The organism is Pseudomonas sp. 18175 (assembly GCF_050432925.1).
In the GTDB taxonomy this organism is placed as follows: Bacteria; Pseudomonadota; Gammaproteobacteria; order Pseudomonadales; family Pseudomonadaceae; genus Aquipseudomonas.
The window spans coordinates 125,100-143,495 of the sequence record NZ_JBKFTO010000011.1 but is presented as its reverse complement, the minus strand read 5'-3'; the positions used below and the strand labels follow the sequence as shown (position 1 = coordinate 143,495).

Below are 18,396 nucleotides of genomic sequence, written 5' to 3'. Positions count from 1 at the left end.
GTGGATCAGTCAATGAATGTGTTAACTGACCCACCGCATTCGCGAGCAAGCCCGCTCCCACAGGTGTCCGCATTCCACTTCCCTATCTGAAGAAATACAAAGCAAGCTAATTATTCCATTTGACATTCGCTGCCTAAGCAGTAACATCTGGTCATACTTTCACTGCCTAGGCAGTAATAAGGTGACTTCCCAATGAAACATTTCACCCCCGACAACTTCCACAACTGCCACCTCGGCCTGTTGCTGGGTCGTGCCGCTTTGCTCAAAGACCGCATCATCGACACCCACATGGAGCCGTACGGCATCACTGCCGCGCAATTCAAGGTATTGGTGATCATGGCGCTCTACGGCATCGACACCCCGGCCGAGCTGTGTCGCCACCTGTCGCTGGACAGCGGCTCGATGACCCGCATGCTCGACCGCCTGGAGCAGAAGGGCTTGCTCGAACGCCAACGCTCTGCCCAGGACCGTCGCCAGGTGCAGCTTGTACTCACTGCGGATGGCCAGAAACTGGCGGACACCTTGCCCCATGTCGGCACTGAAGCGCTGAACCAACTGGCCGGCTCCCTGGAGCCCGGCGAGTTGGAAGACCTGGAACGCATCCTCAAGAAAATTCTGATAGCCGCAGGTGACTCGATCACGCTGCTGCGGGTAGGTAAATGATGAACACACGTGCCCTTTGCCTGGTGCTCACCGCCATGAGCATGGCCGGTTGCGCCAACTTCAGCGGCCTCGACACCCAAGGTAAAAACCTCGACGCCAACACCCTGCAAACCGGTAAGTCCCTGAGTGGCGTGACGCTTTCGCAAGCCGCCTGGCCCAGCGCCGATTGGTGGAAAAGCCTCGGCGACCCACAGCTCGACAGCCTGGTCGTTGAGGCCTTGCAAAACAGCCCCGACATGCAGGTGGCCAGCGCCCGTGCCCACCAGGCGCAAGCCGCTGCCTTTGCCGCCGACGCCGCACGCATGCCGACCTTGGACGCCAGCGCCGGTGTGAGCCGTTCGCGCCTGGCCAAAGACCAGGACCCACTGGGCCAGGGCGATGCCTACGCCACGGTGCGAAATATCGGCGCCAGCTTCAACTACACCTTCGACCTATGGGGTGGCCAGCGCGCCGCCTGGGAAGCCGCGCTGGGCCAGGCCCGCGCCGCCGAAGTCGATCAACAGGCCGCACGCCTGACCCTGGCCGCCAACGTGGCCAAGGCCTACAGCGACCTGGGCCAGGCGCATATCGTGCGTGACCTGGCCAATGACGACCTTAAGCGCACCCGCCAAATGTTGGACCTGGGCAAACGTCGCCTCAACTCGGGCATCGACAGCCACTACCAGTACCAGCAGACCGAAAGCCTGGAAGCCAGCTCCCAGTCGCAATTGATCGACGCGGAGAAACAACTGGCGAGCGCCAAGATCGCCCTGGCGGTGTTGCTCGGCAAAGGCCCGGACCGTGGCGGCGAACTAACCCGTCCCAACGTGCTCAAGCCCAGCGCCGTCGCGGTGCCGTCGGTGCTGCCCGCCGAATTGCTCGGCCGTCGCCCCGACCTGATCGCCGCCCGCTGGCGTGTCGAGGCGGCCAGCAAGAACGTGGCCGCGAGCAAGACCCGCTTCTACCCCAACCTCAACCTGAGCGCGAGCGCCGGGGCCGAGTCGTTGCTGGGGGATGCGATGTTTGGCTCGGCCAGCCGCTTCTTCAACATTGCGCCGACCATTTCGCTGCCGATATTCGACGGCGGCCGCCTGCGCGCCGACCTCGATGCCCGCGACGCCGACTACGACCTGGCCGTGGCCCAGTACAACAAAACCCTGGTGCAAGCCCTGGGCGACATCGGCAACACCCTCGCCCAACTGCGCGACACCGGCCGGCAAATCCAGGCCCAGCAACATGCCGCGGACATTGCCCAGCAGTCCTACGACACCGGTGTGCAGCGCTACAGCTCCGGCATCGGTAACTACCTGGATGTGCTCAGCATCGAGCAGCAATTGCTGCAGGCCCAGCGCCAGCTGGCAAGCCTGAATGCCGCGCAGATCGATCTGTCGATTCAACTGATGCAGGCCCTGGGTGGCGGTTTCAACGCCAATAACGTGGCCGCGACCACCCCAGCCACGCGTACGCAATAATTTGAGGTATTAGTCATGGCCACTGCCGACAGCAACGCCGCAACACCGCAAGACAACAACCCACGCAAACGCAAGGTCATGCTGATCGGCCTGGCGCTGATCGTCATCCTCGGTATCGCCGGCGTGTGGGCCTGGCACGAACTCTACGGGCGCTTCAACGAAAGCACCGACGACGCCTACGTGAACGGCAACGTGGTGGAAATCACCCCGCTGGTTACCGGCACCGTGGTGAGCATCGGTGCCGACGATGGTGACCTGGTCCACGAAGGCCAGGTGCTGATCAACTTCGACCCGAACGACGCCGCCGTCGGCCTGCAAAGTGCCCAGGCCAACCTGGCCCGCACCGTGCGCCAGGTGCGTGGTTTGTACAGCAACGTCGATGGCATGAAGGCCCAGGTGTTGGCGCAGCAAGCCAACGTGCAAAAGGCCCAGGACAACTACAGCCGGCGTAAGAACCTTGCCGCTGGCGGGGCGATTTCCCAGGAAGAACTGTCCCACGCCCGCGATGACCTGACCTCGGCGCAAAACGCCCTGGCCAACGTGCAGCAACAGTTCAAGACCAGCAGCGCGCTGGTGGATGACACGGTGATTTCGTCCCACCCCGACGTGCAAGCCGCCGCTGCCCAATTGCGCCAGGCCTACCTGACCAATGCGCGCAGCACCTTGATTGCACCGGTCACCGGTTATGTGGCCAAACGTACCGTGCAATTGGGCCAGCGCGTGCAGCCAGGCACCGCGTTGATGGCGGTGATCCCGCTGGACCAGCTGTGGATCGACGCCAACTTCAAGGAAACCCAGCTGCGCAATATGCGCATCGGCCAGCCGGTGGACATCGAGTCGGATATCTACGGCAGCGACGTCAAGTTCAGCGGCACCATCGACAGCCTCGGCGCCGGTACCGGCAGCGCGTTTGCCTTGCTGCCTGCGCAGAATGCTACCGGTAACTGGATCAAGATCGTACAGCGGGTGCCGGTGCGCATTCATGTCAACGCTGACGAGTTGGCCAAACACCCACTGCGCGTAGGCCTGTCCACCGTGGTCAACGTCGACCTGCACGACCAGAGCGGCCCGGTATTGGCGCAACAGGCGCCGCAGAAGGCCACCTTCACCACCAACGTGTACGACCGCCAACTGGCCGAAGCCGACGCCATGATCACCCAGCTGATCCATGACAACAGCCTCGCCGCGCCCAAGGCTGTGCAACGCTAATGAGCAATAACGCCTCCTTCACGCCACCCAGCCTGTTGATGGCCACTATTGGCCTGTCGCTGGCGACCTTTATGCAGGTGCTCGACACCACCATCGCCAACGTGGCGCTGCCGACTATTTCCGGCAACCTCGGCGTGAGTTCGGAGCAGGGCACCTGGGTGATCACCTCGTTTGCGGTGAGCAACGCCATTGCCTTGCCGCTCACCGGCTGGCTGAGCCGCCGGTTCGGCGAGGTGAAGCTGTTTTTGTGGGCAACCATCCTGTTTGTGCTGGCTTCGTTCCTTTGCGGTATTTCCACGTCCATGCCCGAGTTGATCGGGTTTCGGGTGTTGCAAGGCTTGGTCGCCGGGCCGTTGTACCCGATGACCCAAACGCTGTTGATCGCGGTCTATCCCCCCGCCAGGCGCGGCATGGCCCTGGCGTTATTGGCGATGGTGACGGTGGTGGCGCCGATTGCCGGGCCGATTCTGGGCGGTTGGATCACCGACAGCTACAGCTGGCCGTGGATCTTCTTTATCAACGTGCCTATCGGCATCTTTGCGGTGATGGTGGTGCGTTCGCAGTTGAAGAAACGCCCAGTGGTCACCAGTCACCAGCCGATGGATTACGTTGGGTTGCTCAGCTTGATCGTGGGGGTGGGCGCCTTGCAGATCATCCTCGACAAGGGCAATGACCTGGACTGGTTCGAGTCCAACTTCATCATCATTGGTGCGGCGATTTCGGTGATTGCCCTGGCGGTGTTCATCATCTGGGAACTCACCGACAAACACCCGGTGGTCAACCTCAAGCTGTTTGCCTACCGCAACTTCAGGATCGGCACCATCGTGTTGATCCTCGGTTACGCCGGTTTCTTCGGCATCAACCTGATCCTGCCGCAGTGGCTGCAAACCCAGATGGGCTACACCGCCACCTGGGCCGGGCTGGCGGTGGCGCCGATTGGCATCCTGCCGGTATTGATGTCGCCGTTCGTGGGCAAGTACGCGCACAAGTTCGACCTGCGCTTGCTGGCGGGCCTGGCGTTCCTGGCGATTGGCTTGAGCTGCTTTATGCGCGCGGGTTTCACCAATGAAGTGGACTTCCAGCACATCGCCCTGGTGCAGTTGTTCATGGGGATCGGCGTGGCGCTGTTCTTTATGCCGACCTTGAGCATCCTGATGTCCGACCTGCCGCCGCACCAGATTGCCGATGGCGCCGGCCTGGCCACCTTCCTGCGCACCTTGGGTGGCAGCTTCGCGGCCTCGTTGACCACCTGGATCTGGATTCGTCGGGCGGACCAGCACCATGCGTACATGAGCGAAAACATGACCACCTACGACTCCGCCACCCGCGATGCGGTGCAGGCGTTGGGCGGGGCAGGGCACAAGGCCTATGCGCAACTGGACCAAATCCTCACCAGCCAGGCGTACATGATGTCCACCGTGGATTACTTCACGTTGCTGGGGTGGATGTTCATGGGCTTGATGTTGTTGGTGTGGCTGGCGAAGCCGCCGTTTACGGCGAAGGCGGGGCCGGCGGCAAGCGGCCACTGATCCACAAAAGCTGGAATGCAATCCAGAGTTTGGAATGCAATCTAATGTTGGAATGCAATCAAATGTGGGAGGGGGCTTGCCCCCGATAGCAATGTGTCAGTGAGTACATCTATCACTGACCCACAGCTATCGGGAGCAAGCCCCCTCCCACAATTGGATCTCTGTTCACATTGGAGCTGTGTTGTCTGGTCTTAGGCGCCAGGCAATGCCAACTGCGGGTTCACAAAATCAAACGCCGCCAACTGAAACCCTTGCTCATCCACCTGTAACGCCCAGCCCTGCTTGTCCCAATCCCCCAGCACAATACGCTTGGCCGCCTGGTCACCAATCTGCAACTTGTGAATGGCCGGGCGGTGGGTGTGGCCGTGAACCAGGGTGCGCACGCCAAACTGCTGCATCACCCGTGGTACTTCCTCGGGGGTCACATCCACGATGTCGTTGGCCTTCATGCGCGTCTGCGCACGGCTTTCGCTGCGCAGTTTGCGCGCCAGCTTGTGGCGGGTGCGCAACGGCAAGTGCCGCAGGATAAACAACACGATGGGGTTACGCAGGATGCGCCGCAGCTTCATATAGCCGACGTCGCGGGTGCAGAGGCTGTCGCCGTGCATCAATAGCACCGGCTCACCATGGAGCTGCACGACACTCGGGTCCTTGAGCAAGGTGGCACCTGCTGCTTTGCAGAACGCCTTGCCGATCAGGAAATCGCGGTTGCCATGCATGATAAAAATCGGGGTGCCGCTGTCGCTCAGCTCGCGCAGAGCCGCGCAAATCGAACGCTGGAAGGCGGTCATGCCATCGTCGCCAATCCAGGCTTCAAAGAAGTCCCCCAGAATGTACAACGCCTGAGCACCACGGGCGCGGCCGTGGAGTAAATCCAGAAACGCCCGGGTGATATCCGGGCGCTCCTCTTCCAGATGCAAATCTGAAATCAGCAATATCACCCAACGATCTCGGCTTTCTCGACGATTACGTCTTCTACCGGAACGTCCTGGTGACCGGCTTTACCGGTGGTTTGCACGCCTTTGATCTTGTCTACAACGTCCTGGCCTTCGGTGACTTTACCGAATACTGCGTAGCCCCAGCCTTGTACGTTCTTGCCGCTGTGGTTCAGGAAGGCGTTGTCGGCCACGTTGATGAAGAACTGCGCGGAGGCCGAATGCGGCTCCATGGTACGGGCCATGGCGACGGTGTACTTGTCGTTGGAGAGGCCGTTGTCCGCTTCGTTCTGGATGCTTGGGCGCTTGTCTTTCTTTTCTTTCATGCCTGGCTCGAAACCGCCGCCCTGGACCATGAAGTTACCGATCACGCGGTGGAAAACGGTGTTTTCGTAGTGGCCGGCGTTCACGTACTCGATGAAGTTGGCGACGGTGATCGGCGCTTTCTCGGCGTTCAGCTCGATGACGATGTCACCGTGGTTGGTGGTCAGTTTGACTTGAGTCATGGTCGTTTCTCTTTCAAGGAATTCGTGGGTGTGGACGCCGGGGCGCCTTACCGGTTTGGCGACACTTTTGGCAAAACAGCGGCCAAGGCGCGCAGTTTAGCGTGACCTGTAGGAATTTCGAGGTGGTTTTTTACCGCCTATGCAATAAATGCAGCAGTTTTTGGCCACGCTCTGTCAGTGTCTTGACGGCTTCGGCTATTATGAGCGCTTTGTTTTATCTGGCCTTACCCGGCCACGAACCTGTCTGTTCAAGGATCCTATGAGCAAGCCCACTGTCGACCCTACCTCGAATTCCAAGGCCGGACCTGCCGTCCCGGTCAATTTCCTGCGCCCGATCATCCAGGCGGACCTGGATTCGGGCAAGCACACGCAGATCGTCACCCGTTTCCCGCCTGAGCCCAACGGCTACCTGCACATCGGTCACGCCAAGTCGATCTGTGTGAACTTCGGCCTGGCCCAGGAATTCGGCGGCGTCACCCACCTGCGTTTCGACGACACCAACCCGGCCAAGGAAGACCAGGAATACATCGACGCCATCGAAAGCGACGTGAAATGGCTGGGCTTCGAATGGTCCGGTGAAGTGCGCTATGCCTCGCAATACTTCGACCAACTGCACGACTGGGCCGTCGAGCTGATCAAGGCTGGCAAAGCCTACGTTGACGACCTGAGCCCGGAGCAAGCCAAGGAATACCGTGGCACCCTGACCGAGCCGGGCAAGAACAGCCCGTTCCGCGACCGTTCGGTGGAAGAGAACCTCGACTGGTTCGCCCGCATGCGCGCCGGTGAGTTCGCCGACGGCGCCCGCGTGCTGCGTGCCAAGATCGACATGGCCTCGCCGAACATGAACCTGCGCGACCCGATCATGTACCGCATCCGCCACGCCCATCACCATCAGACCGGTGACAAGTGGTGCATCTACCCGAACTATGACTTCACCCACGGTCAGTCGGACGCCATCGAAGGCATCACCCACTCCATCTGCACCCTGGAGTTCGAAAGCCATCGCCCGCTGTACGAGTGGTTCCTGGAGCACCTGCCGGTGCCGGCGCACCCGCGCCAGTACGAGTTCAGTCGCCTGAACCTGAACTACACCATCACCAGCAAGCGCAAGCTCAAGCAACTGGTCGATGAAAAACACGTTCACGGCTGGGACGACCCGCGCATGTCCACGCTGTCGGGCTTCCGCCGCCGTGGCTACACGCCTGCCTCGATCCGCAACTTCTGCGACATGGTCGGCACCAACCGTTCCGACGGCGTGGTGGACTTCGGCATGCTCGAATTCAGCATCCGCAACGACCTCGACCACAGCGCCCCGCGCGCCATGTGCGTACTGCGTCCGCTGAAAGTCGTGATCACCAACTACCCGGAAGACAAAGTCGACAACCTCGAGTTGCCGCGTCATCCGCAAAAAGAAGAACTGGGCGTGCGCAAGCTGCCGTTCAGCCGTGAAATCTACATCGACCGCGATGACTTCATGGAAGAGCCGCCAAAGGGCTACAAGCGCCTGGAACCGGCTGGCGAAGTGCGCCTGCGTGGCAGCTACGTGATCCGCGCCGACGAAGCGATCAAGGACGCCGATGGCAACATCGTCGAACTGCGCTGCTCGTACGACCCGGAAACCCTGGGCAAGAACCCTGAAGGCCGCAAGGTCAAGGGCGTGATCCACTGGGTGCCGGCCGCCGCCAGCATCGAGTGCGAAGTGCGTTTGTACGATCGCCTGTTCCGCTCGCCGAACCCTGAGAAGGCCGAAGACAGCGCCAGTTTCCTCGACAACATCAACCCTGACTCCCTGCAAGTTCTTACGGGTTGTCGTGCCGAGCCGTCGTTGGGCGAAGCACAGCCGGAAGACCGTTTCCAGTTCGAGCGCGAAGGTTACTTCTGCGCGGATATCAAGGACTCGAAACCTGGTGCTCCGGTATTCAACCGTACCGTGACCTTGCGTGATTCGTGGGGCCAGTGATTTAAGGGATTTGTCGTGCTAACGATCTACAACACACTCAGCAAGACCAAAGAAGTCTTCAAGCCGCTCGATGGCAACAAGGTGCGCATGTACGTGTGCGGCATGACCGTGTACGACTACTGCCACATCGGCCATGGCCGCAGCATGGTGGCCTTCGACCTGGTGACCCGCTGGTTGCGTTTCAGCGGCTATGACTTGACGTACGTGCGCAACATCACCGACATCGACGACAAGATCATCAACCGCGCCAACGAAAACGGCGAGTCGTTCGACGCGCTGACCGAGCGCATGATTGCGGCGATGCACGAGGACGAGGCGCGCCTCAACATCCTCAAGCCGGACATGGAACCGCGTGCCACGGACCACATCCCTGGCATGCACGCCATGATCCAGACCCTGATCGACAAGGGTTACGCCTACGCCCCAGGCAACGGCGACGTGTACTACCGCGTCGCCAAGTTCATGGGCTACGGCAAGCTGTCGCGCAAGAAAATCGAAGACCTGCGCATCGGCGCACGTATCGAAGTGGACGAAGCCAAGCAAGACCCGCTGGACTTCGTGCTGTGGAAAGCCACCAAGCCCGGCGAGCCGAGCTGGGAGTCGCCATGGGGCGCCGGGCGTCCGGGCTGGCACATCGAATGCTCGGTGATGTCCACCTGCTGCCTGGGCGAGACCTTCGACATTCATGGAGGCGGCAGCGACCTGGAGTTCCCGCACCACGAAAACGAAATCGCCCAAAGCGAAGCCGCCACGGGCAAGACCTACGCCAACGCCTGGATGCACTGCGGCATGATCCGCATCAATGGCGAGAAGATGTCCAAGTCCTTGAACAACTTCTTCACCATTCGCGACGTGCTGGAAAAGTACCATCCAGAGGTTGTGCGTTATCTGCTGGTGTCGAGCCACTACCGCAGCGCCATCAACTACTCGGAAGACAACCTCAAGGACGCCAAGGGCGCCCTGGAGCGGTTCTACCACGCGTTGAAAGGCTTGCCAGTGGTTGCCCCGGCCGGCGGCGAAGCGTTCGTTGAGCGCTTCACCCAGGTGATGAACGACGACTTCGGCACCCCCGAAGCCTGCGCCGTGCTGTTTGAGATGGTGCGCGAGATCAACCGCCTGCGCGAGAGCGATCTCGACGCAGCGGCAGGTCTTGCGGCGCGCTTGAAAGAACTGGCCAGCGTGCTGGGCGTGTTGCAGATGGAAGCCGACGACTTCCTGCAAGCCGGCGCCGAAGGGCGTGTGGATGCGGCCGAAGTAGATGCGCTGATTCAGGCGCGTTTGGCTGCACGTGCCAACAAAGACTGGGCGGAATCCGACCGTATCCGCGACCAACTCACCGCCATGGGCGTGGTGTTGGAAGATGGGAAGGGTGGGACGACGTGGCGGTTGGCGGATCAGGCTTGATCGGTTAGCGCTGAATAAAAAACGCCCCGACTGGTTCGGGGCGTTTTTATACGTATAGCTAAGTTTTGCGAGTCGAACTTCTATCCGCGTCCAATATTTGGAGAGTCAGAACTGAGGTTTTACCGAGCACGGCTCTGAAATTTTGCCTGCTTGGTATTGGCAGTCTTCTATCAATGTCCCATCTCTGTGCCACATCTGAGATTGTCCGTTTCTCTGGCCGTGCGCATATTCGATAGAAAAAAGTTGAGCGCCATTCTCAGACCAACTTTGCATTTTTCCATGAAGCTTTCCATCTTTATATATTGAGTGTTTCTTTTTTTGGCCGTTGTCATACCACTCTATATCGTCACCCTGCTGGTTGTGATTTTGGTCTTTTTCCCATTGGCTGATTTTTATACCGTCGATATTCCATTCGTGGCTAGCTCTAATGTGATGATTTTCATAGAGTGTTTGCGATTTTATTTCGCCGTTAGGGAAGTACTCAGCTTCCCATCCGTCCAATTGTCCACGGTCATAATCTTGTATGTTTTTTAGTGTGCCGTTGTTGTAATAATAACTTGAAATTCCTGAGCGTTTTCCGTGTAGGTATTTTTCCATCGCTTCAGGGGTTCCGTTCGCGTACAGCTTAATTCTTGGTCCGTGTAGCATGCCCTCTACGAAATTTTCGCGAATTTTTACACTTCCCGTCGGGTAATAAGTTACATATTCCCCGTCAACGATAATGTCGCTAATATAATTAATAGATTTTTCAATTTTTCCGTTCTTATGGCGAGTAATCGTCTTTCCCTCTCGCTGCCCATGAGCGTTCATTTCCGTAGCGCTGGCAACCATGCCGTTAGTGTGGAAGGTTCTAAGCCGATGAGTGAATTTACTGGCAGCATAATCTTCATGGTTAACAAAACCATCGGCAGCGACTTTTTTGGTTGTTACGTCGTAAATTTTCACTTTCCAAGCTTGTAATTTTTTGTCGTGAGTCAGGGGCAGTGTTATAAAAAAACGACTACGTGCCGCTGGCGTAGGTCGGTAGCCCTGATCTAAATACAGCTTTCCTTCAATCAGTTCCTCGGTGAGCGAGCGGCACACAGCGCCGCTGCAGGGGCCGAGTTTAGTCATCATCGGTATTTTTTGATCGCAGTTTGCGTAAGTGATGAATAATGGAATTCCATCATCTGCGTATTTTTTTATTTTTACAATTTCCCCAAGAAAATTTTCAACGGGTACACCGATAGAGTCTGGAGTTATATGTACTTGGGAGGTGCCACAACTGTGTGGGGTTGAGAGTGTCAAGCGTACTGCGGGCATTAGTTTTATACTGGAATGTCCCGTTTTGTCAGGGTCTATATCCAGATAGGTTGCGTTCATTTTTATGTTTAGGATTGTAGAGGGGTGAATGTGTTCAGCGTGTGCATATGTAATGTTTGCTGCGAGTCCTAGGGCTACAAAAAAAATCTTATACGTGAGCTGCATCCTGGCTGTCCATTTATTTGAGGAAGGGTTTCAATCTTTAAGCACGACTGTATCGGCCTATGGTTTTGCTTTTAAGCGAAAATATATCCCGCACATATCGTCCGGCAAAAATGCCAGGCAGCAAGGGAAGGAATTTGCATTAGGCGCTAGTTTCAAGGAAGTGAGGTATTCTGATGTGGGAGTAGGAGTTTTCGTTTAAAAAGCTATTCGCTTTGCCATATGTTGCCTAGATGACTGAATATTCCGCTTTGGGGTTTTTAGAGGCTAAGGGTGTGAATCGATTTGTGCACACGTAGAGGCGCACCTTCGTCCTTTCTATGTTTGATTTCTAACGGGTTCAGATGACGATTAATTGCTCGATGAACAGCGCTATGATGTGTGGTGGAATCTGATAGCGGATTCGGACTGTCTTTAATCATGGCAAAGCTCCTAGAGTATTGGAGCCGCCCCCCATCGCTGCGAAACGACAATCGGGTGGCAGCTGTACGCAGGTTCGCAGACCGGGACTCTAGGCACCCGGCATACCCGAAGGTATCCCGCGCACAGCCGCCATAACATCAGGCATAAAAAAGCGCCCGCTATCTGAGGTGGACGCTGTGCGTCTAGAGTTTAACCGGGCTGCGAAACCCGGTCGCTGAATTTGCAGCGACCGCCGAAGATTAGGCAGCCATCTTCCGAGGGCAACCCTAAAACGCTGTCGGAAATTTCTGCGGGTTTCTACTGGGTCACGCAGCCAATCCAGTGGTGCCCAATCCAAATGTGGGAGGGGGCTTGCCCCCGATAGCGGTGTGTCAGCCAACTAGTTTTTAGCTGATCCACCGCAATCGGGGGCAAGCCCCAATGCCAGTCAGTTAAGGGTTAGAAAGAGTAAAAGCTAACCTGTGGCGAGGGAGCTTGCTCCCGCTGGACTGCGCAGCAGTCCCATCTTTGGGGCCGCTACGCGGCCCAGCGGGAGCAAGCTCCCTCGCCACACTGACGGTGTTTGCCCTTAACTGACTGGCATTAGGGCAAGCCCCCTCCCACATTTTTGAACTGTGTTTACCTGAGAAATTAGCGGCGGCTGCTGACTTCGGCCGGCACATCATCCCCGGCCATGCGCTTACGGAACAACGCCGTGCGCGCCAGCAGCAACGTGGTCACCGGCACCGTGATCGACAACAAAATCGGGATCAACCACCCGTGCAACACCGGCCCGGACTTGAGCACCGAAAAGTACACAATCGACGCCAACGCCACGCACCACGCCCCCAGTGTCGAGGCTAGCGCTGGCGGGTGCATGCGCTGGAAAAAATCCTTCATGCGCAGCAAGCCGATCGCGCCAATCAAGGCAAACACGCTGCTGAGCACCAACAGCACCGCGACGATCACTTCCACCCATATCGGCATCATTCAATCACCTCGCCACGCAGCAGGAATTTGGCCAGGGCAAACGAGCCCACAAAGCCGAACAGCGCAATCAGCAGCGCCGCTTCAAAGTAGGTGTCACTGGCGTAGCGAATGCCCAGCACCAGCATCATCAGCATCGCCAGCATGTACAGGTAGTCCAGCGCCAGTACCCGGTCCTGGGCCGAGGGGCCTTTGAACAGGCGTACCAGGGTCAGCACCATGGCCAGGGAGAACAGGAACAGGCTGAACAGGATCGCATTGGAGAGCAGGGCGCTCATTCGAAGATCTCCATCAGGGGCCGCTCGTAGGTGGTCTTGAAGTGCTCGATAAACTGCGCTTCATCGTCCAGGTCGAACACGTGCAGCAGCAGGATACTGCGGTCCAGCGCCAGTTCCGACCAGATGGTGCCGGGCACCACGGTGGTGATCATCGACAGCGCGGCAAGGCCGTTGGCGTCGCGCAGGTCCAGGGGGATCTTGATAAAGCGCGAGCGCGGTGGGCGTGAGCCGCAGGTCAATACGCCCCAGGCCACTCGCAGGTTGGACACGATCACATCGCGGCCCACCACGAAGAACAGGCGGATGATCACCCCCGGCCGGCGGATGCGGATCGGCAGCGGCCGTAACGGCGCCATCAGCAGCGGTGCCAGAAAGCCCAGGAGTGCGCCCAGCAGCAAGTTGCCGGGGCTTACCGACAGGTTCAGCACCAACCACAACAGCCACAAGGCCAACGATAACCACGGGGCAGGGAACAGGCGCTTCATGGCTGCACCTCCAGGGCGGCGGCCTTGGCTTCCGGACTGGGCACGGGACGCGTCGCCATGACGGCCATCACGTAATGCTCCGGGTTGTTCAAGCTGACAGCAGTGTCCTGGGTGTAGCGCAACAAAGGCTCGGCCTTGAAGGTCAGCAGGATACTCAGGCCCAGCAGGAAGAAGATCGGCACGCACTCATAGCGGCGCAGCAGCGGCGATGGGCGCTCCTCTGGGGTCCAGAAGCGCTGGATGCCCAAGCGCGCGAAGGCGATCAGCGAGGCGAGACCGGAGAGGATCAGCAGCGCCACGAGGCCCCACGCAGCCGGGCGGATCGGTGCGTCAACGCTGACTCCGAGGCCCAGCGGATTGACCAGCGCACTCAACAAGCTGAGCTTGCCGATAAACCCTGACAGCGGCGGCATGCCGATGATCAGCAGCGCGCAGGCGATAAAGCTCAAACCCAGGAACGCCATGGTCCAGGGGATCACCTGGCCGACCACGGCTTGCTGTTCATCATCAAGGTTCACACCAGGGCGCGGATGCAGGGACTCCATGGCCTTAGGCAGCGCATCGATTTCTTCATCCAACGGCAGGTCATTGGCCGAGCGCGAGCGTTCGATCAATTCCGCCAACAGAAACAGCGCGCTCAGCGCCAACGTAGAGCTGACCAGGTAGAACAACGCACCCGCCGTCAGGCTTGGCTGGGCGAAACCGACGGAGGAAAGCAGAATCCCCGCTGACACCAGAATGCTCAAGCTGGCCATGCGTTCCAAGCGCTGCGCCGCCACCATCGCCAGACCTGCGCAGATGATGGTCGCCATGCCGCCGTACACCAGCCAATCGCCGCCAAACAGCGCCGACGCACCAGCCTGGCCGGAGAACAGCAGGGTCCACAGGCGCAGCACGGTGTACACGCCAACCTTGGTCATGATCGCAAACATCGCCGCCACCGGCGCACTCGCCGAGGAATAGGCGGGCGCCAGCCAGAAGTTCAGCGGCCACATGCCGGCCTTGGCCAGGAATGCTGTCGCAAGAATCGCGGCACCTGCGTGCAACAGGCCACGATCAGCTTCCGGCACCAATGGGATTTTCAATGCCAGGTCAGCGAAATTCAGCGTGCCGGTAACCCCGTAGATCATCGCCGCGCCAATCAGAAACAGCGACGAGGCCAGCAGGTTGATCGCAATGTAATGCAAGCCCGCCGACACCCGCGCCCGGCCCGAACCGTGCAGCATCAAGCCATAGGACGCCGCCAGCAGCACCTCGAAGAACACGAACAGGTTGAACAGATCAGCGGTGAGGAACGCACCGTACAGCCCCATCATCTGCACCTGGAACAACGCGTGGAAACTGGTGCCCGCACGGTCCCAGCGGGCCATGGCGAACAGCAGCGCGCTCACGCCGATAATCCCGGTGAGCACCAGCATCAGCGCTGACAGTTGGTCCACCACCAGCACAATGCCGAATGGCACCTGCCAGTTGCCCGGCAGGTACACGCCAATCGAGCCGGGGCCGCCTTTTTGCGTCCAGTACAGCAGCAAAATCGCAATGCCCAGGCCGATTACACTGGAAAACAGATTGATCTTGGCCTTCAACGGTCGGCGTTTCTCGCCGAGCATCAGCATCAAAGCGGCGGTGAGCAACGGCAGCAGGATCGGCGCGATGATCAGTTGGTTCATCCACGTCATTCCTTGGGCTCCCGGCCGTCTACATGGTCAGTACCGGTCAAGCCCCGGGAGGCCAGCAGCACCACCAGGAACAAGGCGGTCATGGCGAAGCTGATGACGATGGCCGTGAGCACCAGGGCCTGGGGCAGAGGGTCGGTGTAGTTGAGCAGGTCTTGCGGCACGCCGTCCTTGATGATCGGTTCCTTGCCGATAAACAGGCTGCCCATGCTGAAAATGAACAGGTTCACCCCGTACGACAACAGGCACAGGCCCATCACCACCTGGAACGTCCGTGGCCGCAGGATCAGCCACACGCCCGAGGCGGCCAACACCCCAATGGCGATTGCGATGACTTCTTCCATCAGGCGGCTCCTTCTGTTGCGGCGACCACTTTGGCCTGGTTGCTCGGTTTGTGCGCACGCACCGACTGGTGACCCAGGGCGGTGAGCATCAGCAGGGTGGAACCGACGACCATGGCGTACACGCCGACGTCGAAGAACAATGCGCTGGCGACATGAATATCTCCCAGCACCGGCAAACTGAAGTGCCAGGTATGGGTGGTCAGGAACGGGTAACCCGCAAACAGCGCGCCAAGCCCCGTGAGTGTGGCCGAGAACAGCCCGAAGCCCATCCAGCGCATCGGCCTTAGGCTCATCTGCGCCTCGACCCACTGGGTGCCAGCCACCATGTATTGCAGGATAAACGCCACCGACATCACTAAGCCTGCGACAAAACCGCCGCCCGGTTGGTTGTGGCCGCGCATAAACAGGTAGAACGACACCACCAGCGCAATCGGCAGCAGCAGGCGCACCAGCACCGCCGGCACCATCATAAAGCCCAGGGCGGTGTCGCTGGCCTGGCGCGGGTTGACCAGGTCGGTGGCCACGTCCGGTGCCAGTTGGCGCTGTTGGGCGGGCAATTGCATGCTTTCTTTCGAGGGGCGGAAACGCCGCAACAGCGCGTACACCGTGAGTGCCACGGCGCCGAGTACGGTGATTTCACCCAGGGTGTCGAAGCCGCGGAAGTCCACCAACATCACGTTCACCACATTGCTGCCGCCGCCTTCGGGCAGGGCGCGGCTCAGGTAGAACGAGGAGATATCGTTGGGGGTCTGGCGCGTCAGCATGGCGTAGGACAGCAACGCCATGCCGCCGCCCACCACGGTGGACAGCAGGAAGTCGCGCAGACGGCGGATGCGTGCCTTGCGCAACGAGCTTGGCAGCGGCGAGACTTCTTCGATCCGCCGGGGCAGCCAGCGCAGGCCCAGCAGGATCAGCACGGTGGTCACCACTTCAACCACCAACTGCGTCAACGCCAGGTCCGGCGCCGAGAACCATACGAAGGTGATGCAGGTCATCAGGCCGCACACGCTGACCATGGTCAGGGCCGCCAGCCGGTGGTACTTGGCTTGCCACGCGGCGCCCAGGGCGCAGGCAATCGCCAGCAGCCACAAGGTCACGAACACGATGGAACCGGGGATCTTCGGCCGGTCGCCCCAGCTGAGGCTGCTGTGCAGCATCGGGATCACACCGGCGACCACGGCCACCAGCACCAGCAGGAACAGCTGGGTTTGCAGGCGCTTGGTGCTGATGCGTTTCTCGATCTTGCGCACGCCGCGCATCATCACCACCAGGCTGCGCTCGAACATGCGCTTGCCGTTGAAGTAGCTGATGATCGGCGGGTACTTGAAGCGCCCGCGCTTGAGTTGCTTGCGCAGGATCAAATACAGCACCACGCCGCAGCTCATGGCCACCAGGCTCATGATCATCGGCGCGTTCCAGCCGTGCCAGATCGCCAGGCTGTACTCGGGCAGCACGCCGCCCACCACGGGCAGTGCAGCAGCCGCTAGGATCGAACCCACCACCTGGGCCGGGAAGATCCCCACCAGCAGGCAGGTAAACACCAGCAGTTCCACCGGTGCGCGCATCCAGCGCGGCGGCTCGTGGGGGGTGTGGGGCAGGTTGGTGGCGGTTGGGCCGAAGAACACATCCACGGTAAAGCGCAGGGCATACACCACGCTGAACGTGCCAGCGACGGTGGCGATCACCGGCAGCGCGAACTCCACCCAGGCGGTCGAGGAAATAAACACGGTTTCGGCGAAGAACATCTCTTTGGACAGGAAGCCATTGAGCAACGGCACCCCGGCCATGGACGCACTGGCGACCATCGCCAGCGTGGCGGTAAACGGGATCAACCGCACCAGGCCGCTGAGCTTGCGAATGTCGCGGGTGCCGCTTTCGTGGTCGATGATGCCCGCCGCCATGAACAGCGAAGCCTTGAACGTGGCGTGGTTGAGGATATGGAACACCGCCGCGACGGCGGCCAGCGGGCTATTGAGGCCCAGAAGCAGGGTAATCAAGCCCAGATGGCTGATGGTGGAATAGGCCAGTAGGCCCTTGAGGTCGTTCTGGAAGATTGCGCAGTAAGCGCCGAGCAGCAGGGTGATCGCGCCGGCACCGCCGACGATGTAGAACCATTCTTCGCTGCCAGACAGCGACGGCCACAGGCGGGCCAGCAGGAACACGCCGGCCTTCACCATCGTTGCCGAGTGCAGGTACGCCGACACCGGCGTGGGCGCTGCCATCGCGTGGGGCAGCCAGAAGTGGAAAGGGAACTGCGCGCTTTTGCTCAAGGCGCCGACCAGCACCAGGGCCAGCATGACCGGGTACAGCGCGTGGGCGCGAATCTGATCGCCCGCCGCCAGCACCTGGTCCAGGTCATAGCTGCCGACGATATGCCCCAGCAACATCACCCCCGCCAACAGGCACAAGCCGCCCGCGCCGGTGACCATCAGCGCCATATACGCGCCGCGTCGCGCATCGGCGCGGTGGTGCCAATAGCCGATCAACAGGAACGAGAACAGGCTGGTCAGCTCCCAGAAGAACACGATCTGGATCAGGTTGCCGGAGATCACCAGCCCAAGCATGGCGCCCATAAAGGCCAGGAAAAACGCGAAGAAGCGCGGCACCGGGTCGTCCGGCGACATGTAATAGCGCGCATACAGCGACACCAGCGTGCCGATGCCCAGCACCAGCATCGAGAACAGCCAGGCAAACCCATCCATGCGCAACACGAAGTTCAACCCAAGGCTGGGCAACCACATGAATTCTTCGCGTATCACGCCACCGTGGGCGATCTGGGGGTAGAGCAGGGCGACTTGAAGGGTGCCGACCAGGGCCACAAGGCCGGCCAACAGGGATTCGGTGTTACGTGCATTGTGCGGCAGCAAGGCCGCCAGACAGCTGCCGAGAAACGGCAGAAGCAGTAGAACTATCAGGGACATAGGCTTCTAATCTGCGGGAGTTTGGGATGCATCATACGTGCCGCTTTCTCGATCACCAAACGGCAACATGTGGCAGGATCCTACAAGGTAGGCTGAAAATTCCCATTTGGCACTGTCGGATTGTTCCCCGAGGGGGCCTGACTTGCACGCGATCTTTCGAAATCGCCCACTCGTCGCTGAGG

Annotated in this window: 15 protein-coding genes; 6 read left to right on the top strand and 9 right to left on the bottom strand. The window is 59.6% G+C overall.

Annotated elements, in window-relative coordinates; all coding sequences use genetic code 11:
* The first annotated feature begins 192 nt into the window (after window positions 1–192).
* From ACLD1Y_RS16870 to ACLD1Y_RS16855, 4 genes are read left to right on the top strand one after another with little or no spacing between them, the layout of a single operon-like run.
* On the top strand, window positions 193–663 hold the full coding sequence (locus ACLD1Y_RS16870) for a MarR family winged helix-turn-helix transcriptional regulator (protein WP_429479012.1): 471 nt from the start codon (window positions 193–195) through the stop codon (window positions 661–663).
* Window positions 663–2,114: an efflux transporter outer membrane subunit gene (locus ACLD1Y_RS16865; protein WP_429479010.1), complete on the top strand. Its 1,452-nt coding sequence runs from the start codon at window positions 663–665 to the stop codon at window positions 2,112–2,114. The genes ACLD1Y_RS16870 and ACLD1Y_RS16865 overlap by 1 nt, the downstream gene beginning before the upstream one ends.
* A gap of 15 nt (window positions 2,115–2,129) precedes the next feature.
* Window positions 2,130–3,323 (top strand): efflux RND transporter periplasmic adaptor subunit, encoded by a 1,194-nt coding sequence (locus ACLD1Y_RS16860; RefSeq protein WP_429479008.1) that lies wholly within the window; start codon window positions 2,130–2,132, stop codon window positions 3,321–3,323.
* On the top strand, window positions 3,323–4,852 hold the full coding sequence (locus tag ACLD1Y_RS16855; protein WP_429479006.1) for a DHA2 family efflux MFS transporter permease subunit: 1,530 nt from the start codon (window positions 3,323–3,325) through the stop codon (window positions 4,850–4,852). Before ACLD1Y_RS16860 ends, ACLD1Y_RS16855 begins: the two co-directional genes overlap by 1 nt.
* A gap of 191 nt (window positions 4,853–5,043) precedes the next feature.
* Here ACLD1Y_RS16855 and lpxH read toward each other — a convergent pair whose 3' ends face one another.
* The gene (lpxH, locus tag ACLD1Y_RS16850) at window positions 5,044–5,793 is read right to left on the bottom strand and encodes a UDP-2,3-diacylglucosamine diphosphatase (RefSeq protein ID WP_429479004.1); all 750 of its coding nucleotides are present in this window, start codon (window positions 5,791–5,793) and stop codon (window positions 5,044–5,046) included.
* On the bottom strand, window positions 5,790–6,293 hold the full coding sequence (locus ACLD1Y_RS16845) for a peptidylprolyl isomerase (protein ID WP_016977438.1): 504 nt from the start codon (window positions 6,291–6,293) through the stop codon (window positions 5,790–5,792). The genes lpxH and ACLD1Y_RS16845 overlap by 4 nt, the downstream gene beginning before the upstream one ends.
* A 259-nt stretch (window positions 6,294–6,552) precedes the next feature.
* Between ACLD1Y_RS16845 and ACLD1Y_RS16840 the strand changes: the two genes are divergently transcribed.
* Together ACLD1Y_RS16840 and cysS are read left to right on the top strand one after the other, a co-directional pair.
* A complete protein-coding gene (locus ACLD1Y_RS16840; RefSeq protein ID WP_429479002.1) occupies window positions 6,553–8,253 on the top strand; it encodes a glutamine--tRNA ligase/YqeY domain fusion protein in 1,701 nt (566 codons plus the stop codon).
* A 15-nt stretch (window positions 8,254–8,268) separates the two neighbouring features.
* Window positions 8,269–9,657 (top strand): cysteine--tRNA ligase, encoded by a 1,389-nt coding sequence (gene cysS / locus ACLD1Y_RS16835; RefSeq protein ID WP_429479000.1) that lies wholly within the window; start codon window positions 8,269–8,271, stop codon window positions 9,655–9,657.
* Window positions 9,658–9,762: 105 nt separating this feature from the next.
* Here cysS and ACLD1Y_RS16830 read toward each other — a convergent pair whose 3' ends face one another.
* From ACLD1Y_RS16830 to ACLD1Y_RS16800, 7 genes are all read right to left on the bottom strand, one after another.
* Window positions 9,763–11,124, bottom strand: coding sequence for a toxin-antitoxin system YwqK family antitoxin (locus ACLD1Y_RS16830; RefSeq protein ID WP_429478998.1), 1,362 nt, complete (start codon window positions 11,122–11,124; stop codon window positions 9,763–9,765).
* A gap of 1,050 nt (window positions 11,125–12,174) precedes the next feature.
* Window positions 12,175–12,513, bottom strand: coding sequence for a Na+/H+ antiporter subunit G (locus tag ACLD1Y_RS16825; RefSeq protein WP_429478996.1), 339 nt, complete (start codon window positions 12,511–12,513; stop codon window positions 12,175–12,177).
* On the bottom strand, window positions 12,510–12,788 hold the full coding sequence (locus tag ACLD1Y_RS16820) for a K+/H+ antiporter subunit F (protein WP_105522735.1): 279 nt from the start codon (window positions 12,786–12,788) through the stop codon (window positions 12,510–12,512). Before ACLD1Y_RS16820 ends, ACLD1Y_RS16825 begins: the two co-directional genes overlap by 4 nt.
* Window positions 12,785–13,273, bottom strand: a complete 489-nt coding sequence (locus tag ACLD1Y_RS16815) for a Na+/H+ antiporter subunit E (protein WP_429478994.1) — start codon at window positions 13,271–13,273, stop codon at window positions 12,785–12,787. The genes ACLD1Y_RS16820 and ACLD1Y_RS16815 overlap by 4 nt, the downstream gene beginning before the upstream one ends.
* Entirely contained in the window at window positions 13,270–14,952 is a 1,683-nt protein-coding gene (locus tag ACLD1Y_RS16810; protein ID WP_429478993.1) for a monovalent cation/H+ antiporter subunit D, read from the bottom strand. The genes ACLD1Y_RS16815 and ACLD1Y_RS16810 overlap by 4 nt, the downstream gene beginning before the upstream one ends.
* Window positions 14,949–15,293 carry a Na+/H+ antiporter subunit C gene (locus tag ACLD1Y_RS16805; protein WP_003192163.1) on the bottom strand — a complete coding sequence of 115 codons (345 nt, stop codon included), beginning with the start codon at window positions 15,291–15,293 and terminating at the stop codon, window positions 14,949–14,951. The genes ACLD1Y_RS16810 and ACLD1Y_RS16805 overlap by 4 nt, the downstream gene beginning before the upstream one ends.
* A complete protein-coding gene (locus tag ACLD1Y_RS16800; protein ID WP_429478992.1) occupies window positions 15,293–18,214 on the bottom strand; it encodes a monovalent cation/H+ antiporter subunit A in 2,922 nt (973 codons plus the stop codon). The genes ACLD1Y_RS16805 and ACLD1Y_RS16800 overlap by 1 nt, the downstream gene beginning before the upstream one ends.
* Window positions 18,215–18,396: the final 182 nt, after the last annotated feature.

Excerpts from the sequence above, each read along its gene's own strand:
- ACLD1Y_RS16870 (WP_429479012.1), top strand. The coding sequence starts at position 193 with ATGAAACATTTCACCCCCGACAACTTCCACAACTGCCACCTCGGCCTG.
- ACLD1Y_RS16865 (WP_429479010.1), top strand. The coding sequence starts at position 663 with ATGAACACACGTGCCCTTTGCCTGGTGCTCACCGCCATGAGCATGGCC.
- ACLD1Y_RS16860 (WP_429479008.1), top strand. The coding sequence starts at position 2,130 with ATGGCCACTGCCGACAGCAACGCCGCAACACCGCAAGACAACAACCCA.
- ACLD1Y_RS16855 (WP_429479006.1), top strand. The coding sequence starts at position 3,323 with ATGAGCAATAACGCCTCCTTCACGCCACCCAGCCTGTTGATGGCCACT.
- ACLD1Y_RS16845 (WP_016977438.1), bottom strand. The coding sequence starts at position 6,293 with ATGACTCAAGTCAAACTGACCACCAACCACGGTGACATCGTCATCGAG.
- ACLD1Y_RS16840 (WP_429479002.1), top strand. The coding sequence starts at position 6,553 with ATGAGCAAGCCCACTGTCGACCCTACCTCGAATTCCAAGGCCGGACCT.
- ACLD1Y_RS16830 (WP_429478998.1), bottom strand. The coding sequence starts at position 11,124 with ATGCAGCTCACGTATAAGATTTTTTTTGTAGCCCTAGGACTCGCAGCA.
- ACLD1Y_RS16825 (WP_429478996.1), bottom strand. The coding sequence starts at position 12,513 with ATGATGCCGATATGGGTGGAAGTGATCGTCGCGGTGCTGTTGGTGCTC.
- ACLD1Y_RS16820 (WP_105522735.1), bottom strand. The coding sequence starts at position 12,788 with ATGAGCGCCCTGCTCTCCAATGCGATCCTGTTCAGCCTGTTCCTGTTC.
- ACLD1Y_RS16815 (WP_429478994.1), bottom strand. The coding sequence starts at position 13,273 with ATGAAGCGCCTGTTCCCTGCCCCGTGGTTATCGTTGGCCTTGTGGCTG.
- ACLD1Y_RS16810 (WP_429478993.1), bottom strand. The coding sequence starts at position 14,952 with ATGACGTGGATGAACCAACTGATCATCGCGCCGATCCTGCTGCCGTTG.
- ACLD1Y_RS16805 (WP_003192163.1), bottom strand. The coding sequence starts at position 15,293 with ATGGAAGAAGTCATCGCAATCGCCATTGGGGTGTTGGCCGCCTCGGGC.
- ACLD1Y_RS16800 (WP_429478992.1), bottom strand. The coding sequence starts at position 18,214 with ATGTCCCTGATAGTTCTACTGCTTCTGCCGTTTCTCGGCAGCTGTCTG.